This window comes from Thermalbibacter longus (assembly GCF_023806485.1).
Taxonomy (GTDB): domain Bacteria; phylum Chloroflexota; class Chloroflexia; order Thermomicrobiales; family Thermomicrobiaceae; genus Thermalbibacter; species Thermalbibacter longus.
Window position 1 is genome coordinate 375433 of record NZ_JAMSLR010000001.1, and the last position, 16677, is coordinate 392109.

Annotated in this window: 19 protein-coding genes; 2 read left to right on the plus strand and 17 right to left on the minus strand. The window is 67.3% G+C overall.

Annotated features, from left to right (window positions below; translation table 11 throughout):
• Positions 1–42 precede the first annotated feature (42 nt).
• The 9 genes from selD to lysW form a co-directional block, all read right to left on the minus strand.
• Positions 43–1107: a selenide, water dikinase SelD gene (selD, locus tag NET02_RS01660; RefSeq protein ID WP_284055630.1), complete on the minus strand. Its 1065-nt coding sequence runs from the start codon at positions 1105–1107 to the stop codon at positions 43–45.
• A 174-nt stretch (positions 1108–1281) separates the two neighbouring features.
• Positions 1282–1689, minus strand: coding sequence for a hypothetical protein (locus NET02_RS01665; RefSeq protein WP_284055631.1), 408 nt, complete (start codon positions 1687–1689; stop codon positions 1282–1284).
• 74 nt (positions 1690–1763) lie between these two features.
• On the minus strand, positions 1764–2942 hold the full coding sequence (locus tag NET02_RS01670; RefSeq protein ID WP_284055632.1) for an aspartate aminotransferase family protein: 1179 nt from the start codon (positions 2940–2942) through the stop codon (positions 1764–1766).
• The gene (locus NET02_RS01675) at positions 2939–3775 is read right to left on the minus strand and encodes a [LysW]-aminoadipate kinase (protein ID WP_284055633.1); all 837 of its coding nucleotides are present in this window, start codon (positions 3773–3775) and stop codon (positions 2939–2941) included. The genes NET02_RS01670 and NET02_RS01675 overlap by 4 nt, the downstream gene beginning before the upstream one ends.
• 64 nt (positions 3776–3839) lie before the next feature.
• Positions 3840–4895 (minus strand): N-acetyl-gamma-glutamyl-phosphate reductase, encoded by a 1056-nt coding sequence (argC, locus tag NET02_RS01680; RefSeq protein WP_284055634.1) that lies wholly within the window; start codon positions 4893–4895, stop codon positions 3840–3842.
• Positions 4896–4920: 25 nt separating this feature from the next.
• On the minus strand, positions 4921–5811 hold the full coding sequence (lysX, locus tag NET02_RS01685; RefSeq protein ID WP_284055635.1) for a lysine biosynthesis protein LysX: 891 nt from the start codon (positions 5809–5811) through the stop codon (positions 4921–4923).
• Between the two features lie 2 nt (positions 5812–5813).
• Positions 5814–6902: a [LysW]-lysine hydrolase gene (locus tag NET02_RS01690; protein WP_284055636.1), complete on the minus strand. Its 1089-nt coding sequence runs from the start codon at positions 6900–6902 to the stop codon at positions 5814–5816.
• Positions 6903–7760, minus strand: coding sequence for an ATP-grasp domain-containing protein (locus NET02_RS01695; protein WP_284055637.1), 858 nt, complete (start codon positions 7758–7760; stop codon positions 6903–6905).
• 4 nt (positions 7761–7764) lie between these two features.
• Positions 7765–7920 carry a lysine biosynthesis protein LysW gene (gene lysW / locus NET02_RS01700; RefSeq protein WP_284055638.1) on the minus strand — a complete coding sequence of 52 codons (156 nt, stop codon included), beginning with the start codon at positions 7918–7920 and terminating at the stop codon, positions 7765–7767.
• 783 nt (positions 7921–8703) lie between these two features.
• On the opposite strand from lysW, the gene NET02_RS01705 reads away from it, so the two are divergent.
• Complete coding sequence (locus tag NET02_RS01705; protein ID WP_284055639.1) at positions 8704–10854, plus strand: heavy metal translocating P-type ATPase; 2151 nt, start codon at positions 8704–8706, stop codon at positions 10852–10854.
• A 107-nt stretch (positions 10855–10961) separates the two neighbouring features.
• On the opposite strand, the gene NET02_RS01710 is transcribed toward NET02_RS01705, so the two are convergent.
• The 8 genes from NET02_RS01710 to NET02_RS01745 all read right to left on the minus strand — a co-directional run bounded on the left by NET02_RS01710 (position 10962) and on the right by NET02_RS01745 (position 15753).
• Positions 10962–11168 carry a hypothetical protein gene (locus NET02_RS01710; protein ID WP_284055640.1) on the minus strand — a complete coding sequence of 69 codons (207 nt, stop codon included), beginning with the start codon at positions 11166–11168 and terminating at the stop codon, positions 10962–10964.
• Positions 11169–11373: 205 nt separating this feature from the next.
• Positions 11374–11676 (minus strand): MoaD/ThiS family protein, encoded by a 303-nt coding sequence (locus NET02_RS01715; RefSeq protein ID WP_284055641.1) that lies wholly within the window; start codon positions 11674–11676, stop codon positions 11374–11376.
• On the minus strand, positions 11673–12788 hold the full coding sequence (locus NET02_RS01720; RefSeq protein ID WP_284055642.1) for a WD40/YVTN/BNR-like repeat-containing protein: 1116 nt from the start codon (positions 12786–12788) through the stop codon (positions 11673–11675). The genes NET02_RS01715 and NET02_RS01720 overlap by 4 nt, the downstream gene beginning before the upstream one ends.
• A gap of 241 nt (positions 12789–13029) precedes the next feature.
• Complete coding sequence (locus NET02_RS01725) at positions 13030–13506, minus strand: DUF1579 domain-containing protein (protein ID WP_284055910.1); 477 nt, start codon at positions 13504–13506, stop codon at positions 13030–13032.
• A gap of 86 nt (positions 13507–13592) precedes the next feature.
• On the minus strand, positions 13593–14069 hold the full coding sequence (locus NET02_RS01730) for a hypothetical protein (protein WP_284055643.1): 477 nt from the start codon (positions 14067–14069) through the stop codon (positions 13593–13595).
• A gap of 145 nt (positions 14070–14214) precedes the next feature.
• Complete coding sequence (locus NET02_RS01735; RefSeq protein ID WP_284055644.1) at positions 14215–14622, minus strand: VOC family protein; 408 nt, start codon at positions 14620–14622, stop codon at positions 14215–14217.
• 289 nt (positions 14623–14911) lie between these two features.
• On the minus strand, positions 14912–15391 hold the full coding sequence (locus tag NET02_RS01740) for a c-type cytochrome (RefSeq protein WP_284055645.1): 480 nt from the start codon (positions 15389–15391) through the stop codon (positions 14912–14914).
• On the minus strand, positions 15388–15753 hold the full coding sequence (locus NET02_RS01745) for an SHOCT domain-containing protein (protein WP_284055646.1): 366 nt from the start codon (positions 15751–15753) through the stop codon (positions 15388–15390). The genes NET02_RS01740 and NET02_RS01745 overlap by 4 nt, the downstream gene beginning before the upstream one ends.
• A gap of 214 nt (positions 15754–15967) precedes the next feature.
• On the opposite strand from NET02_RS01745, the gene NET02_RS01750 reads away from it, so the two are divergent.
• Positions 15968–16669 (plus strand): RraA family protein, encoded by a 702-nt coding sequence (locus NET02_RS01750; protein WP_284055647.1) that lies wholly within the window; start codon positions 15968–15970, stop codon positions 16667–16669.
• Positions 16670–16677: the final 8 nt, after the last annotated feature.

Here is a 16677-nt window from a genome sequence, read left to right on the forward strand (position 1 = left end):
CCAGCGTTGTCCGGCGACCGGCCAGGCTCTCGCCGAGCTGGATCACCCGGCGAGCTTGGGGAGAATTACCAGCCCGAGCCCCTCTTCGACTCTCCCGATGCGCCAGAGCGTCTCGCCTGCCTGGTGGAACGCGGCTTCGAGGGCCGATGCGCGTTCCCGTGGGATCGTGAAGAGCAGCCCACCTGACGTGACTGGGTCGAAGAGCAGATCCCAGAGCGCTGCCGGAACCTCCGGCGACGAGGTCAGCACGCTCGCCGGCCCCTCGCCGTAGTACGCGCGGTTGCGCCGCGCACCGCCAGGAAGCAGTCCCTCGCGGGCGTAGCGCTCGGCTCCCTCGAGAAGCGGCACTTCGGCAGCGCCGATGACCAGCCTGACCTGGCTTTTGACAGCAACTTCAGTCGAGTGGCCGATCAGGCCGAAACCGGTCACATCGGTGCAGGCGTGTGCGCCGTGCTCCACCACCAGCTCGGAAGCCCGGCGATTGAGGCGGAGCATCGAGGCTACCGCGCCCTCCAGGTGAGCGCGGTCGACCTTACCGGCCTTGTGCGCGGTGGTGATCACCCCAGTGCCGATCGGCTTGGTCAGGTAGATCAGGTCGCCAGGCTGGGCGCCCGCCTTCGTCAGGATGCGCTGGGGGTGAATCTTCCCGGTGACCACCAGCCCGTACTTCGGTTCGTCATCAGTCACGGTGTGGCCGCCAGCGATGACGATCCCGGCCTCGGCCGCCTTATCGGAGCCCCCCTCGAACACCCGGGTCAGGTAGTCGAGCGGCTGATCCTCCGGCCAGGCGGCTATGTTCAGCGCCAGCAGCGGCTGCCCGCCCATCGCGTAGATATCGCTCAGCGCGTTGGCCGCCGCGATGGCCCCGTAGGTGTACGGATCGTCCACGACCGGCGGGAAGAAGTCGACCGTCTGCACCAGCGCGAGCTCGTCGCTCAAACGGTAGACGGCAGCATCGTCGCTGGTCTGGAGACCAACGAGCACGTTCGGGTCGACACGCTGCTCGAGCGGGCGCAGAACCTGCGCCAGGGCCGCTGGGCCCAGTTTGCCCGCTCAACCGGCGCAGCTTGCGAGTGTGGTGAGCCGGATCTCGTCGCGCGTGTGCACGAGCAACCCTCGAACACGCCGAGGCCACCGTTCGGCGGCCAGGCCGATCTCTCGTTGAATTGTACGCTCCCTACCTCGCAGGGTCAAACCGAGGGATCAGAGCTGGTCAGGGACCCACAGGACGCAACATGACATAAGCCAAATCGCGATCTGCTCCCTCCGAGTCGTTACACGCTAAGGCGAGGTCCGCAATCGCCAGACGATACTGCCGGCGAGAAGCGTCTCAGTGACCAGGAATACAGCCCACACCAGCGCCAGTTTCCCGGTATCCCACCGGTAGGAGCTTTGGTGCTGGGTGACAGTCGTTTCTCCCACCACTACACCGAAGAGCGAGCGCCAGACGACACGGCCTTCTACATGGTATGGGGTAGGGCCAACCATGCGAGCATCGACCACCTGGGGTGACAGCAGCCAGGCTATCTCGACTCCCGCCGCCGCTTGTGTTCGTAGCCGCCGCAGCGCCTCATTCGAGACCTCAGGTGCCTGGTCTGGGAAGACCAGAATCGGGATGGCGAAGGCGGCGAAAGACAGCCCAAGCATCGCCATGAAGGCAAGCTGGAGGAGGCTGGCCCGTGGGCTCACCCGTTTGCTCCCTCGACGGAGCGAGCATCGGACGCGCGGCGTGGAGCGAACACCGCGATCGGTCAGGTGTCGCGTCACGCCGCGTCGAGCGCCGCGGCGATGCCGGCAACGGCTTCGTCTACCTGCTCGCGGGTGATGATCAGCGGCGGCAACAGGCGCACTACCACTGTGCCCGCGGGGAGAGCGAGCAGGCCGCGCTCCTGCATCGCCTTGAGCACCGGGGTCGATCGGCTCTTCAGCTCGATGCCCAGCATCAGTCCCCGGCCGCGAACCTCGCGCACGGCCGGATGTTCGAGCTCGCGCAGCCGGCGCAGAAAGTGGGCACCCACGTCGGCGCTATGCGGGATCAGGCTGTCGACGGCGAGCGTCTCGAGCGTGGCCAGCCCGGCCGCGCAGGCCAGCGGGTTCCCGCCGAAGGTACTGCCATGCACGCCGGCTGGCAGCGCTGCGGCGATCTCCTCGGTCATCAGCGTCGCGCCGATGGGCACTCCGTTGGCTAGTCCCTTGGCGACGCACAGCAGGTCGGGTGTGACGCCCGCGTGCTGGCAGGCGAACCAGGCGCCGGTGCGGAAGGCTGTCTGCACCTCGTCGAAGATCAAGAGCGCGCCTGCCTGGCGCGTCAACTCGCGAGCCGCGCGCAGGTACTCGTCGGGAGCCGGGTAGATGCCGCTTTCGCCCTGCACCGGCTCGAGGATCACCGCAGCCGTGTGCTCGTCGAGCGCCGCTGTAAGGGTCCCGATGTCGCCGTACGGGACGTGCTCGGCCTCAGCCAGCAGTCCCGCAAACGGCTCACGGTACTTTTTCTCGGCGGTCGCCGCTAGCGCGCCTAGCGTACGTCCGTGATAGCCGCGCCGCGCAGCCACGATCCTGCGCCGGCCGGTGGCTGCCCAGGCGAACTTGAGCGCCGCCTCGACTGCTTCCGTCCCCGAGTTCGAGAGGAACGCTCGGGTCAGCCCTGCCGGCGCGACCGCCAGCAGTCGCTCCAGGAACGCCGCGCGCACGTCACTGGCGAACGACTGGTGGCAGCTCAGCAACCGGCTCGCCTGCTCGATGATGGCGGCGGTGACACGAGGGTGGGCGTGACCGAGGATGTTCACCCCGTAGTTGCTCATCAGGTCGAGGTAGCGACGGCCATCGGCGTCCCAGAGCCAGATCCCCTCGCCGCGAACCAGTGCCAGGCCGCGCTTGGCGTACAGGGGCGGCTGCAGCTCGCGGTCGAGCGCGACGATCACCTCAGTGCTTCGGGCAATCATGAGCGTACCCCGATCGGGCTGCGCGCGAGCAGTACCGTGCCCTCGCCGGCCAGCGCCCGGCGGATCGGCTGCGGTACCCGCGCGTCGGCGAAGACAACCTGACCGATACCGGCGCGCACCGCCCGGCAGCCGGCCTCGACCTTCTTCTTCATCCGCCCGCGCGCGGCCGCCATGGCCGCTTGGATGCTCATCTCGTCGGCGACGTCGATCTCGCGGATGAGCGATGCTGGGTCGCTCAGGTCGCGGAGCAGCCCCGGCGTGTTCGAGAGGATGACCAGCGCGTCGGCTTGGAGGGCCAGCGCGAGCTGCAGCGAGAGCTTGTCGCCGTCGACGTTGATCGCCTCGCCGCCGTAGCTCAGCGCCGGAGGGGTGAGGACTGGCAAGTAGCCGTGATCGAGGAGGAGCAGGAGCAGCGAGGGGTCGACTTCCTCGATGCTCCCGGCGTAGTCGCCGCGCAGCACCTTCGGCTTGCCGTTCTCGATCGCTCTCAAGGTGTCCTTGCGCGGCCCGCGGGCGATCCGGCCGTCCAGTGCCGCCAGGCCGACCGCGTTGACGCCGCGCGCCTGCAAGCCCTCCACCAGCCGCTTGTTGACCAGGCCGGCGTACACCGCCAGCATCAGATCCATCGTCTCGCGGTCGGTGAAGCGGCTCACCTGCCCAGTCGACGACTCGACCAGCCGTGGCTCGCGGCCGAGCCGCCTCGTCCACTCGTCCAGCACGGCGTTGGCCCCGTGGACGAAGACGATCTTCTCTTCCTGGCTCAGCTCGGCCAGGTCGTCGAGCGTGAAAGCCGGGTCGATCCCGGCGCTGCCTCCGAGCTTGACGACGAGCACTTGCGCTCCCTCCCGTGCCAATCGATCGGTACGTCCGGGTCCTGGCTCTGGCGACGATGCTGTCTCACAGCGGATGCAGGCCGGGGAACTCCAAACCGAGCGTCTCCGGGAAGCCCAGCCGGATGTTCATCGCCTGTACCGCCTGCCCGGCCGCCCCCTTCATCAGGTTGTCGATCGCGGACATCACCACGATCCGCTGGCGGCCGTTCAAGTCCTCCAGCTCCCAGCCGACGTCGCAATAGTTGGAGCCGGTCAGGATCTTCGGCTCAGGATACCGGTGGATGCCGGTAACCTCCTTGACGATGCGGACGAACGGCTCCTGGCCGTACATCGCGCGGTAGATCTGCCACAGATCCTTGTCGGTCAGCTCGCGGTTCGGGAAGACGTGCGCGGTGGCGAGGATGCCACGCACCGCCTCGACGCTCGTCACGCTCAGCCCGATCTGCGGTGCTCTCCCACAGACGGCCAGCTCCTGCAGTACCTCGGCCGTATGCCGGTGGCCGCTCGGCTTGAAGGGCCGGATCACGCCGCTGCGCTCCGGATGGTGGCTGGCCGGCCCGGCTTCGCCTCCGGCTCCGGATGAACCGACCTTGGCTTCTATCACGATCGGCATGTCGAGGTCGATGACGCCGGCCCGCGCGAGCGGGGCCAGCCCCAGGATCGCCGCGGTGGAGTTGCAACCCGGCGAGGCGATGTACCGCGCCGCGCGGATCTCCTCGCGGTGCAGCTCTGGCAGGCCGTAGACTGCCTGCGCAAGCAGGTCGGGCCGGGGATGCGTCCAGCGGTACCAGGTCTCGTAGGCGGCCGGATCCCGGAGCCGGAAGTCGGCGCTCAGGTCGATGACGATAGAACCGAGTTCGAGCAGCCGGTCGACCTGCGGCGCGGTCTCGCCGTGCGGGAGGCAGGCGAAGAGAACGTCGACGCGCTCCAGCTCGTCGGGCGAGACGAACTTGAGCTGGGTGCGCTTGCGGAGGTTCGGGTGGACGGTGTGGACGAACTTGCCGGCTCGCGAGCGAGAAGTGACCTGCTTCACCCGCACTTCGGGGTGGCCCAGCAGTAGCCGCAGGAGCTCGCCACCGGTGTAGCCTGACCCTCCGAGAATAGAGACCTCGATCGTCATGAAGTCGTCCTGCCCTCGCTTCCCGTCATGCCACAGATGCCCGCATGGCTGGTGCCAGCACCGACCCGCGGGCTCGCTGGATCACGTAGTCCGCGATCGCTCCGGCGATGTCGATGTGCGTGGTCTGCATCAGTCCTTTGAACTCCACCCCGCCGTTGACTTCGATCACCTTGAGACCGTCCGGCGTCTCCACGAGATCGACCCCGGCGATCTCGAGCCGGACGACCCGGGCCGCGCGGCAGGCGAGCTGGGCGATCTCCGGCGTCACCGGGCACGGTCGCGAGACCGCGCCGCGGGCGACGTTGGTAACCCAGTGCTCGGCTTCACGGTACGACGCGGCGATCACGTCATCGCCGACCACGAAGACACGCAGATCGCGTCCGGGTTTGTCGACGTACTCCTGGATGTAAAAGATCCCGTGGTGGAAGGAGCCGAGCGCCCGTTTATGCTCGAGCAGGCTGCGGGCAGCCTGCGGCGAGTTGACGCGAGCCAGCAGCCGGCCCCAAGAGCCGGTCACCGGCTTGATCACGGCCGGGTAGCCGATCCGCTCCAGCGCCGCGAGCGCTGATTCGGTGTCGAAGGCGACCGCGGAGTGCAGGGTGGGCAGTCCCGCAGCAGCCAGCACTCGCGTAGTCGCGACTTTGTCATCGGCAGTCGCCATCGCCTGGCTGGTGTTGACCGTAGGGATGCCTACCGATTCGAAGAGGCGCAGTGCCGTGGCACCCCGGCTGTGTGCCATGCAGCGATCGAGCACCAGGTCGGGCTTCGGCAAGTCCGCGGGGTCGGTGAGATCGAACACGAGGAACCGGTCGTACAGGCGGATCGGCTCCACTCCACGGTCCGACAGCGCCCGGAGGAGCAGCTTCTCCTCCTCACGTACCTGCGACAGCAGGACCCCGATGCAGACCTCGCTCACCGCTACCGCTCCCATCGACCGCTACTCATCTGGCCGGCGACCCGCTCGATCGCCAGCCGCAGAACCGATACCGCTCGCTCGAACTCCTCGATCGACACGTGCTCGTTGGGCGTATGGTCGAGGCGCGAGTCGCCCGGCCCGTAGGCCACGATCGGACATCCCCAAGCTGGGCCGACGATGTTCATATCCGACGTTCCGGTCTTCACCTTCAGCCGCGGCTCGCCCCCTGCTTCGCGGATCGCCGCAAGGAAGGCGCGGACGAGCGGCGACCGCTTGTCGACCCGGAAGGCCGGAGCGTTCACCGTGACGTTGACCTCACCGGGGCCGGCCAGCCGGCGGGCTGCGGCCACGGCCTCCTCCGGCGGGACTCCGGGCGGCAACCGGAGACTGGCCCGGAGCCAGGCCTGTTCGGTCAACCCGTCGCTGGCAGTGTTCAGCGCGAGGAGCGTCGGGGTGACCTGGTCGAATGATCGAGCCTGGCCGTCACTGCGGGCGAGAGCCCAGTCTCGCAGGGCCAGCCAGTAGCGGACGGCCAGCTCGGCGGCAGTCGTCTCTGGGCCAGCGGAATGGCCCATGGGGCGGGCGACCCCGTATTCGATCGCGACCGAGCCCTTGTAGCCCAGGACGACGCCGTCCCAGCCACTCGGCTCACCGATCACCACCGCAGCGGGCGCCGGCCGGTTCTCGATCAGCCAGTGAGCGCCGCGCGAGCTCATGACCTCTTCCTCGACCGCGCCGACGACGGTGAGCCGCACGCCGGGCGGCAGCGCTGCCTGGGCCCCCGCCAGCACGAACGCGGCCAGGGGCCCCTTGGCATCGACAGCACCCCGGCCGTAGAGCACGCCGTCGACCCGCCGCACCGGTACCCAGCCGGGCACCGTGTCGATGTGGCCGAGCAGCATGAGTTCCTGCGGCCCCTCGCCACGGGTACCGACGGCGTTCCCCGCGCCGTCGGGGCCAGCCTGATAGCCGAGCTCGCGCATCCGCTCGCACAGCCACTCCACCGCGGCCGCCTCCTGGCACGAGAGGCTGGGAATGCGGAGGAACGCTTCGAGAAATCCGGCTGTGTCGATCGCCGCGAATGCTGCCATCTAGGCCGACACCCCCTCGCTCGGGATCGCGCTCACCTCGGCCCCCTCCGTCACCACCTCGAGGAGATGCTCCACGATCGCCTCAGCGACCGGTACGCCCAGCTCGGCCAGCGAGCGAAACTCGACCAGGTTGCCCGCTGAGATGACCACCTGGCCAGCATCCATCTCCGCGGCTTCGATCTCGTAGACGCCGCTCCCCAGCCGCTGTGTCACTGCGGCGGCCAGTCGCTCCCACGTTCCGGTCTCGACGAGTTGCCAGCGCTCGTCCACCAGGCGAGCTGCCGCGATCAGCCGCTGCCCGGCGACGACCAGCCGCACGGTTTGGCTCGGGTCAGCCACTGCTTTCTGCACTAGCACCGCTCGCTCGTCACCGAGTACCGACCGGTGCTCGACCAGCGCCTCGGCGGCGTCCCGATCCTCGACCAGCGCCACTGGCATCGGCGGGCCGGCACTCAACGATTTGAGGTAGACCGGATACCCGAGCGTCTCGATCGCCCGGAGGGTCGACTCCGGGCCGAAGCTCGCAACTGTTGGTGGGACGGCGATCTGGCCAGCGAGCATATGCCGGAGAAAGGCGAGCCGATCGGCCAGCAGCCGGGTCGTCGCGGTTCGGTTGACGACGGTCGTTCCCGTCGATGACAGCAAGGCGGAGAGCGCCACGCTCTCCGGCGTGGCCAAGGTCCGATCCAGGACTGCCGGCGGCAGGTCGGGTGTATCCACTGCCTGTAGCGCCTGGAGGGGCAGGGCGAGATCGGCTGGCCGCAGCAGCGTCGCCTCCCAACCGTGGCGAGCCAGAGCGGCGGTGAGTAGCCGCTCTTCGACCCGAAGCCGCTCTGCCAGCAGCGCCACCCGGCTCATCGCGCTACTCGCCCCAATCCTCTTCCTCCGCTGGGGCGAGACCTAGCTCCAGCGGATCCACTGACAGCACCTCGAGGTCGGCGCCGCAGTCCGCGCACTGCACGATCTCACCGACCTCGACGTCCGATAGGTTCAGCTCGGCACCGCACTCTGGGCACATCGTTGAAACCGCTCCTCTCTACTGCGCCTGTTCCGGCGCCATCTTCGGTCAATGAAAAACGGCGGTGAGTCTCGAAGGCTCACCGCCGCCGGGGATCTGCGTTACGCTGCGGAGTCTCAGGCTATGCCGGTTACAGCCATCGACCTCCCGCTCCCCCGAATGCGGCAGGAGCCCCCAGGCGCCTGGGGGCAGGGATAGGTGCGGGGGTAGCCAGAACGGCACAGACCCCGGCACGAGTCGCGCCAGGTTTCTCTACCGTCCAGATGAGCGTTTCTCGATTCCGCATCGTAACCGTTCCCTGGTCTCCTGCCACTCGGGACCAGCAGGGACACTCTAGCACAAGCTGGTACAACGCGCAAGCACGTTTCGAGCTCAGGGGCGATCAGAATGCACGCGTTGGCGGCGCGTGCGCTCGCCTGGCCCGGCGCTGAAACACCGGGCTCATTTCCCCAAGCCCCCTCGAAGGGGGCTCATTCTCCTGCACACCGAGCCGGCTTCCTGCCGGCTGTGGCCGGTGAACGCGGGGCTTCAGCCCCGTGCTCGACGGTGCCGGGAGACCAGCACGGCAGGTGAAGAGGCAGTGGATCGAGCTATCTCGATCAGTCCGGCGTCGCTCGATCAATCCATAAAGGCCGGAAAGCACGCCACTGCCGCGTGCTGACAGGTGGTTGAGCAGACAGGAGGGTAACCCTTGGTGTATATACCCCTAGGGGGTATAATCCTGGTCGAGCAGTGATGCCCCGGCAGCGATGCCGAGGTCGAAGGTAGTCCGAAGGAGCTGTCATGCACGCAGAGCATCACACCCACGGCGGGGAGCAGCCGGAAGCAGGCGCCACTCGCCATGAGGCATCCCCGACGGAGCACGCTCATCACCACCACCCGATGCCGCCGCATGGGGTAGCGCACGCCGTCCATCTCGCCGGTTCAGCCGAGGGCCAGCGCGTGCCCCACGCGGAGCACGCCGAGCACGCGATGCATAGCCCGGAGGTCTTCCGGCGCCAGTTCTGGGTCTCGCTGATCCTCAGCGTCCCGGTGATCCTCTACGCCGAGACGGTGCAGAGCCTGCTGGGCTATCGCGCGCCCGAGTTTCCCGGCTCGACGTGGATCTCGCCGTTGCTCAGCGCAGTCGTCTTCCTTTACGGTGGCAGCGTCTTCTTGCGCGGCGCGGCCGACGAGCTGCGGTCCCGGCTGCCGGGGATGATGACGCTCGTCGGACTGGCCATCAGCGTCGCCTTCGCTTACAGCCTGGCGACCACGCTCGGTCTACCTGGCGAGCCGTTCTACTGGGAGCTTGTGACGTTGATCGATGTCATGCTGCTGGGGCACTGGCTCGAGATGCGGGCGGTGGGGCGCGCTCGCGGCGCGCTGGCCGAGCTGGCCAAGCTCCTCCCTAGCACCGCCGAGCGGATCGTCGATGGCAGAACTGAAGAGATCCCGGTAAGCGAGCTGCGGCCTGGCGACCTGGTGCTGGTGCGGCCCGGCGCCAAGGTGCCGGCCGACGGAGTGGTGGAGAGCGGGGAGTCCGAGGTCAACGAGGCGATGGTGACCGGCGAGTCGCGGCCGGTCGCCAAGAGGCCGGGTGACCGCGTCATCGGTGGGACAGTAAACGGGAACGGTTCTCTGCGGGTCCGAGTAACGAACATCGGAGAAGAGTCGTTCCTCGGGGAGGTAATGCGGATCGTCGAGCAGGCGCAGCAGTCGCGCACCCGGATGCAGCGGCTCGCCGATCGGGTGGCGTTCTGGTTGGTGCTGGTGGCGCTCTCGGTCGGCGCGATCAGCTTCGTCGCCTGGCTGGTGACGACAGGTTCGCTGACCGAGGCAGTCGCCCGCGCGGTCACCGTCATGGTGATCGCCTGCCCGCACGCGCTGGGGCTGGCCATTCCGCTGGTCATCGCCATCTCGACCGCGCTCTCGGCTCAACGCGGCATTCTGGTGCGCGACCGTACCGCCTTCGAGCGTGCCCGGCTCGTCACGACGGTGGTCTTCGACAAGACCGGGACGCTCACTCGTGGGGAGCTGGGAGTCACCGATGTCGCTGTCGAGCCGGCATGGGACGAGCAAGAAGCGGTTCGGCTCGCAGCCTCGATCGAGGCCGAGTCGGAGCATCACATCGCGCGGGCCATCCGGCGACTGGCCGAGGAGCGCCGGCTGGATCTCGTGCCTGCCGTGAAGGTCGAGGCGCTGCCCGGGCGTGGCATCCAGGCTCAGGTGGACGGTCGCCCGATGCAGGTAGGGGGCCCACAGCTCCTCAGAGAGTTGAATCTGGCACTCCCTCGTGCGCTGGACGAGCAAGTGCGCCGCTGGGGCGAGGAGGGGAAGTCGATCGTCTACCTGATTGCCGACGGCAGCGTGGCAGCAGCCTTCGCGCTGGCCGACCAGATCCGGCCTGAGTCGTACGAGGCGGTGCGACAGCTCAAGCACATCGGTGTGCGGGTGGCGATGTTGACCGGGGACAGCGAGGACGTGGCTCGCTGGGTGGCACGGGAGCTCGGCATCGATGAGTACTTCGCGCAGGTGCTGCCGGCGGAGAAGGCGGACGTGGTCGAGAAGCTGCAAGGCCGGGGTGAGTCCGTGGCGATGGTGGGTGACGGCATCAACGACGCGCCGGCTCTGGTGACCGCCGACGTCGGAATCGCCATCGGCGCCGGGACGGACGTGGCCATCGAGAGCGCCGACATCGTGCTCGTCCGCAACGACCCGCGGGATGTTGTCACGGTGCTGGCGCTGAGCCGGACCAGCTACCGGAAGATGGTACAAAACCTGCTCTGGGCCACCGGCTACAACGCGGTCGCGATCCCTCTGGCCGCCGGCGTGCTGGCGCCGGTCGGAGTAGTCCTGGCACCAGCGGTCGGCGCGCTCTTGATGTCAGTAAGCACGATTATCGTTGCGATCAACGCGCTGCTGCTGCGCCGGGGAACCATGTCCGCAGCCTGAGGGCCGTTGGCTACAGGGTTTCCCCTTGGTGTGCGCTTGCTCAGGTAACGAGGCGGCGGGGGTTAGCCCCCCACCGCCTCTGCTCGACGGGCGTCAACTCGAACGGCTCAGGTGGTGGCTGTGAGGCTGTCCGCGGCCGAGAGGCCAGCGACGCGGGCGCCCAGCCGCATCAGTGCTAGCCCGAACGAACGCCGCAGCGAGCGACGCTGCCGGTTGATCGCGAGCGCCCGCAGGGCACGTTCCTGCTCCGCCTGGAGCAGGCGTTCGCGGCGTATCGTCTCCGCGACGAGTTCGGACAAGGGCGTCATGATCATCGTGGTCGGTCCTTCCGGGTTAGCAGGCCGGTGGAGCGAAATTATGGTTGCCCGCGCCTGCGCGCGGGGAGAGGGCAACCTTGGCCACCGGACGACCAGGTGGCCGGGGCACGACAGCCCGGTCGACACACTCCCCGTCCGCTAGGGGGCAAAAGCCGCTGTGGCCAGGGCTGCCAGGCGGGGCTCGCGAGCGAGCCCCGCTGTTTCAGCGTCGCCCGCCGGCGACGGCTGCCATGATCACCAGCGGCTCCAGGCCCGTGGCGACGGCATCGGGAAGCGGGTCGTCAGGCGGCTGGTGGGACAGATCCTGCTGGCACGCGAAGAACCGCAAGAACGGCCTCCGCCGCTGCGTGGCCTGGTCGCGGATGGTGCCGCGCAGCACCGGGTAGGCAGCTTCGAGGGCGTCGAGCACTGAGCCCAGGGTCACAGCTCCGTCAACCTCGACCTGGAGTTCACCTTCTATCCGCACCAGTGATCGCAGGTGAGGAGGAAGCACGACTCGAATCATGGCAGTGTCTGCACTTCCACGGATAGGACGGCGGGAAGATCGCGCACGATGGGCTGCCAGCTTTCGCCAGCGTCAGCGGACACGTAGACCTGGCCACCGGTCGTGCCGAAGTAGATCCCGCACGGGTCGAGCGTGTCCACGGCCATCGCCTCGCGGAGGACATTGACGTAACAGTGGCTCTGCGGCAGGCCGTTCGTCAGCGGTTCCCACTCGTGTCCACCCGTCCGGCTCCGGTAGACGCGCAGCTTGCCCTCGGGAGGGTAGTGCTCCTCGTCGTTCTTGAGCGGGATGACGTAGATCATTTCCGGCTCGTGGGCGTGCACGGCGAGCGGGAAGCCGAAATCGCTCGGCAGGTTCCCGCTGATGTCGTACCAGGACTCGCCAGCATCGTCGCTGCGCATCACCCCCGGGTGCTTTTGCATGAACAGGACGTCAGGGCGCGATGGGTGGAACGCGATGCGGTGCACGCAGTGTCCGACCTCTGCCTCTGGATCGGGGAGGTAGTCGGAGCGCAGGCCACGGTTCATCGCCCGCCAGGTCTGGCCGTAGTCATCGCTGCGGAAGACACCTGCGGACGAGATGGCCACGAAGATCCGGCCCTGGTTGACCGGATCGAGGAGGACAGTATGGAGGCAGATCCCACCGGCGCCGGGGTGCCAGAGATGCCCGGAGGTGCCCTGGCGTAGCCCGGAGAGTTCGTGCCAGGTGTGCCCGCCGTCGGTGGATCGGAACAGCGCCGCGTCTTCCACGCCGGCGTAGACGGTGTCTGGATCATCAGGCGACGGCTCGAAGTGCCAGACTCTGGCGAACTCCCAGGGGTGCTGGGTGCCGTCGAACCACTGGTGCGTCCCCAGCTCTCCCTCGTACTCGAAGCGGTTGCCCACCGGTTGCCAGGTCTGACCGCCGTCATCGGATCGCTGGACGATTTGGCCGAACCAGCTCACCGTTTGCGAGACGTAGATGCGATCCGGATCGGACGGCGAGCCGTTGATGTGGTAAATCTGCCAGCCAGAGAAGTAAGGGCCGTCGATCGTCCAGTTGTCACGCTTACCATCTGCAGTGAGGATGAAGGCCCCCTTGCGCGTCCCGACGAGCACCCGTACGCGGCTCATTCGTTCCCCCTTCGGTTCCCCTGCTAGTACGCCGCCTCAGGTATCACGCTCGTTCCCTGATTTCTGCTGGTCGAGAGAGCGAGGGGGCACTCAGTGCCAGTCCTCGCTCTCCATCGTCTGCCTGGCGGACGAGATCCGATGGCCGCTCCGCCTGTCGTCCGCGACCAATCTTCAGGAGCGTACGTACGCGAACCAGTGTACCATGTCGCGCCCTGTCGACGAAGGCTGTCTACCCGCTGTGTCAACGCACCCGGCGGTACTCGACGGTCATGAAGCGAATCCACTGGCCGTCTTCACCGAGCACGTACGAGGACAGCTTCCGGTGGTCGTCGTCGACGATCTCGTACACGTCCCGGTAGCGCGCGGAGGACCCCGGGGCCATGCCCGGCCCCTCGGCTTCCAGTGGGAGTGACTTGCCCGACTCGTCGAGCTGGCCCTCGTAGAGCCAGAGATGCGTCATCATCGACCCGATCCAGGTCCCGACGTACCGCTGCTTCTCGGGATCGTAGCCGAGCGTCATCATCCAGGTGTCCGGGCCACCGCCGGCCATTTCACCCTCCCCCTCGACCACGATCCACAGGTCGCCGAGTGGTCGGACGCGTTCCCTGCCGGCGTGTCGCATCACCTGCTGGTCCGGGCCGATCGACTCGCCCTCGAACGTCCATTCGCCGACGAGTTTCTGCAACCACTGGTGCTCCTGCTGGGGCTGTGCGAATATTCTTGACTCCTCTCGGTCGTCGTCGACTTATTCACCCCGCTTGGGAGTTGGGCCGCTGGCCCGCACCCCTATCCGGTCGCCCCGCCCTACCGGGCCCTCCGGTAGCTCATGTCGAAGTCGTGCTCCCACGTCGCGCCGCCCTCGGACTTCTCCCAGCGGCCGCTTATGAGCTGACCGCTCTCGCTCAGGACGCCGGTGAAGCGCTGGGAAAACCCGGGCGAGTCTCGCCAGATGGCCCACTGGCTGTCGCGGAAGCTCGTCGCATAGACCCGGTGGACGCCGCGCGAATCGAAGAAGTGCATGGCCCACTCACTACCAGAATCGCCGCGGCCGATGACGGCGATGCCGTCCGGGAAGTCCGGGTGCTCCACCTCCCAGCGGTGGATGAGGAAACTCCGGTCCCCCAGCCACTCGAAGTTCGCCTTCCCGCGGATCGTGCTCCCGGGTGCGAGTGGGTGAACGATCTCTGTCGTCCAGGTGCCAACGAGTGCGTCGAGCAGGTGGGCTGTCTCATTGGGTCGTGGCTCTCCGGGGAAACCGGATTCACTCGAACCGTTCGGCATAGCGATGCTCTCTTCTCGCTTCAGCACTCGGTGAGATTCCCGAGCTGCTGCTCTTACCTTCAGTGACAGGTCCCCGGCGACGGGCAGGCGACAAGGTGTGTCGCCGGGGACGCCAACGGCTGGGAGGGGCGAACCGGCCAGCGGCCTACGATCTGGATGGTGGTTCGAAAGGCCGAACGTTCTTGGCGAACATCAAGTGATATCCGTCAGGATCTTGCACCGTGAACGTCCGATCTCCCCACTCCTGGTCCTGGATCGGATCGACGATCCGCGCTCCGGCCGCGCGCACCCGCTGGTAGAACGCGTCGATGTCATCGTCGTTGTCGGTGATGTAGAGGGTCACACCGGCGCCGAGGAGCGAGCGGGCTGCTTCCGAGAGTCCCGACGCCGGGCCGAGCATCAGCGCCGCGCCGTTGCGACTGAGCTCGGCATGTACGAGCTGGCCCGTGTCATCGGGGACGGTCAGACTGACCGAGAACTCTAGGACATCCCGGTAAAAGGCGATCGACGCCTCCATGTTCGCGACCTGCAGAATCGGTTGGAGTGTTGCCATCCGGAACTCCTCTCTCCACTTCCCGAGCGAGTGGTCCCGCAGCGGGCGCGCCCCGGCGGCGCAACGGATCCTCGCTTCGGGTCGTGTACCCAGTCCCTGTCTCTCCGGCGCCGGAACAGGCCTCGGTGGATGATCGATCATCTGTTCTAGAGTATACGTACAGGTGACCGCCTGTCAATAGGCGCGGTGCACAATTTTGGAACTCGTGTTCGCATTGACGGCTGGAGTTGTTCTCACCCTTCGGTGCCCTGCACAAGGGCAAGGATGTGGGGCAGTATTCGCCCGCTCGCTATGGCAGGGCCTTGAGATAGGCAAGGAGGTCGTTCAACTGCCGCTCCGTCATCTGCCAGCGGGGCATCGGCCAGGCGAGCGGCCGCCCTTCGGCGTCGATCCCCTGCGTGATGGCGCGCTCGATCAGCTCATCCGTGTAGGTATGCCCGCGCGAGCCGTCCGACTCCACCATCCCGGCCGGATCGGTCAGATTGCGGTAGCGGATATCCGGGCTGACGAACATCGGCGTGCGCAGGCCGCGGCCGTCCGGCCCGTGGCAGTCGGCGCAGCTCATGTGCATCATCATGCCACCGCTGGCGGGGATAGGGATTCCGGTGTCAGGATCGGTGCCGGTTCGGTAGATCCATGCGCCGCGCGCTTCAGCGCCTTCTGGGCGAGAGCGGACCGCCGGCACAATGGCTCCGACTACGAGCAGTCCGGTGAGCCCTATGCCGATAAGGGCCAGGGAGAGGATGAGGAGACGCCAGGAGCTCGTCATGGTTGGGTCGGCGCTTCGAGGTCGCGCCGCATCTGCTCGTACTGCTCCCGGGTAATCTCCCCGCGGGCATAGCGCTCCTGCAGGATCTCGATCGCTCGGGATCGGCCGCCTCCGCCAGCGCCGGCCGCGAGCTGGCGGATGCCCCAGGCCACCAGCAGCACGATCCCGATAATGAAGAAGACCCAGAAGATCAGCATGACGAGGCCCCACCAGCCGAAGCCGGGTCCCCAGCCGCCCATCATCCCGCCGCCCATCATCGGCCACCACCCTCCCATCATCCCCATGCCGAGCATCGGCAGGAAGAAGAGTGCGCCCAGGACGATCATGGTCGCTGCCACAATCCATACGACGCTGTCCCGCATGGGATCTCTCCTGAAGGTTGCCAGTGTCACTGAAGTAAAGTGTAGCACAGTGTATCGAGCCTGAACCCAGTGAACGCAGCGACCGATGCTACGGTTCTTCCATCGCCACCCAGGCATGGCAAGTCGGCGGCTCCCATGCGACCATAGTCCCAGTCCTGCGGTGGTGGGATCCACCGGGTAGAGGATGGGCAGTTCACAGGTCAGGGAGGGAGCCATGACGGTGAACCAGCGCCCGTGGCGGGACGACGACGAGCTGTTCACCACGATCCGTGCCGAGCTCTTCACGGCCGTCGTGGGCGATGTTCTCGATCTGATGGGGCTGACGCATCAGTTCTTGCCGCCGGAAATTCGGCCCCTGCACCAGGACATGACCCTGGTGGGCCGCGCTATGCCGGTGCTGGAAGCGGATGTCTTCGCTGGCGAGAGCGAAGGCCCCGGCCCGCTCTCCGCCAAGACCTTCGGATTGATGCTGGAGGCGCTCGATGACCTGAGACCCGGCGAGGTTTACCTGGCCACCGGCGGATCCCCGCGCTACGCGCTCTGGGGCGAGCTGATGTCGACGCGGGCCCAGCGCCTCGGTTGCGCCGGCGCGGTCCTCGACGGCTACACCCGCGATACCCGCGGTATCCTGCGCCTCGGCTTCCCGGTCTTCTGCTACGGCTCCTACGCACAGGACGAGCGCGTGCGTGGCAAAGTGATCGACTTCCGCGTCCCGGTGGAGGTGGGTGGGGTACGAGTGGAGCCTGGCGACCTCGTCCTCGGCGACGTCGATGGAGTGCTGGTCGTGCCGCGCGCTGCCGAGGAGGAGGCGATCCGCCGGGCACTAGAGAAGGTGCGCACGGAGAACCTGGTGCGCAAGGCAATCGAGGAGGGGATGAGCGCGACCGAGGCCTTTCGAACCTTCGGGGTGATGTGAGCGATCAA